1 protein-coding gene is annotated in these 2,636 nt (G+C 59.2%); it reads left to right on the plus strand.

The window, feature by feature from the left end; genetic code table 11:
* Positions 1-2,492, plus strand: a 2,492-nt coding sequence (locus G4G93_RS35240) for a Tn3-like element IS1071 family transposase (protein ID WP_103738568.1), incomplete at its 5' end; no start/stop codon positions are given.
* Between the last annotated feature and the right edge of the window lie 144 nt (positions 2,493-2,636).

Raw genomic sequence — 2,636 nt, forward strand, 5'->3', positions numbered from 1 at the left:
TACTCGTGCGGGCGCGTCAATGGCTGTACAAGAACAAGCTGGTGATCGTGCACGAGCGGGCAATTCGGACACTGATTGCGGCGGCACTTGCCCAGCTTGAAGTTGAAACAGGCACCGCCATCGCCGCCAGCGTTGATCCAGCAACACTTGATCGCTGGCGAGCCTCAGTTTCAGAGCTGCGCCCAGATGGACAAACCCAGCAGAGTTGGCTATGGGCTGCACCGGCGAAACACTCAACCCGCCAAATCAGCGAGGTACTGGAGCGCATCGACCTGCTTTACACGCTGGACGTTCATAAGCACCTGGCAGACATCCCCGATCTCATCTTGCGCCGCTACGCGCGCCGACTTGTCTCCAGGCCGCCCTCAGCCGGAGCCAAGATCAAAGAGCCAGCGCGCACCGTGGAGGTCGCATGCTTTCTTCGGTATTGCCTGTTCACCACCACAGACCAGTTGATCCTTATGGTGCAGCGCCGGATCGCCGATCTGTGGCGTCAGGCTGCCGCCGATGTCCCCGCTACCGTCAATTGGGCCGCAATGTACAAAACGCTGCTCGGCGAACTTGTTGCCTTGAGCGCGCAAGGTGCGGTGCCAGATGCTGAGTTGCGTGCCCGTCTTGAAGCCTTGATCACCGAAACCCAGAAACGCAAACCACCGAGCAGGGCCTCCCTGGTCCGCGAGGGATTGATTGATGGAATTCGCCCCGTGCGGTCGTTGCTCGTCGCCATTGCAAAGCTGCCCTGGCAGGCCACCGGCGAGCATCCTGCCATCGAGTACCTTGCCAAGCTGCAAGCTTTATATCTCAAAGGATCCAGAAAGCTGCCAGTTGAAGTGGTGGCACCAAGTCTGGGAATGATCTGGCAGGTTTCGATCTCCAGCCCAGACCGGGAACGGGCGTTTCAGGCGTTGGAGGTGGCCACCCTGTTTGCCCTGCGCCGCGCGGTGCGCAATGGCTCGGTCTGGATTGAGCACAGCCTGAGCTTTCGGGGTCGTGCGCGCTTGTTCTTCACGGACGAGCGTTGGCAGGCAGAGTCCAAGAAACACTATGCCCGTCTATCGTTACCCAGCAAGGCTGCCACTTTCTTGAAGCCTTTGCTGGCCAGAGTAACTGCCGGTGTCGATGCGGTGGCCGCTGCAGCCCGCAGTGGCGTACTGCGCGTGGATGATGAACTCCATTTGTCGCCATTGCCCGCAGAGGACGAAGACCCAGAAGTGACCAAGCTGCGCGCGGCTTTGGATCACCGCATCGGTGAGGTTCAATTGCCGGAAGTGATTCTGGCCGTTGACGCCCAGGTGCGCTTTAGCTGGATCATGCTCGGACGTGAGCCGCGCTCTACCGACGAGCTGCTGATGGTCTATGCCGGCATCATGGCCCACGGCACCAGTCTGACTGCGGTCGAATGCGCGCGCATGATTCCGCAATTGTCTGCCACCAGCATTCGCCAGGCCATGCGCTGGGCGCGGGACGAACGGCGTCTGAGCCAGGCCTGCCAGGCTGTGCTGGAATTCATGCAGCGACACCCGATTGCCGCCACCTGGGGGCGGTCCGATTTGGCATCTTCTGACATGATGACCATGGAGACCACCAAACGGGTGTGGCAAGCCCGGCTTGATCCTCGGCGCAACACACCTTCCATTGGAATCTACTCCCATGTAAAAGACCGGTGGGGCATCTTCCATGCGCAGCCCTTTGTGCTCAATGAGCGCCAGGCGGGCGTGGCCATTGAAGGTGTCATCCGCCAAGAAAAGCTGGAGACCAGCCAGCTTGCTGTGGATACCCATGGCTACACCGACTTTGCCATGTCACATGCCCGTTTGCTTGGTTTTGATCTTTGCCCGCGGTTGAAGGAACTCAAACAGCGCCACCTCTTTGTGCCACGCGGCACCAAAGTGCCCGCAGAAATCGCTGCGGTGTGCGAAGCCAATGTCGACGTCGCTTTGATCGAAAAGCATTGGGATAGTCTGGTGCACCTGGCAGCCTCGGTCATGAGCGGACATGCCAGTGCGGTGGCAGCTCTTGCGCGGTTCGGTTCTGCCGCCCAGGGCGATCCAATCTATGAGGCTGGCGTGCAATTGGGGCGGTTGCTGCGTACGGCGTTTTTGGCTGACTACTTTGTCAAGGACGCTTTCAGGAACGAGTTGCGCCGGGTGCTCAATCGGGGCGAGGCTGTTAACGCCCTCAAGCGCGCCATTTATACCGGCCGGATCAGCCCGGCGCAGGCCAAACGTGTCGATGAAATGCAGGCTGTGGCCGATGCGTTGAGCCTGATGGCCAACATCGTGATGGCGTGGAATACCTCACAGATGCAGGCGGTCCTGGATCGCTGGTCGAACCGCCGCCAGGTCATTCCACCGGAACTGATCGGGAAGATTGCGCCCACCAGGCTGGAGAGCATCAACTTGCGGGGTGTGTTTCGCTTCCCGGTTGACCGCTATGCTGACCAAATCCTGCCTTCGCGGCCAAATGCATCGATAACTGGCACCAATGGATGAAACCGACCACGGTTTGACGCCACGAATCGCAGATTTGAAAGTGAACAGGAAAGTCAATGAAATCAACGATCTACCAACACCACCTCCGCGCCAGTGCTAGCTTTTCGTACCGTCACTTATTGCACTGAAAACGAGGAGACCCCT

The sequence above is a fragment of the Methylobacterium sp. DB0501 genome (assembly GCF_011043735.1).
Classification (GTDB): Bacteria; Pseudomonadota; Alphaproteobacteria; order Rhizobiales; family Beijerinckiaceae; genus Methylobacterium; species Methylobacterium alsaeris.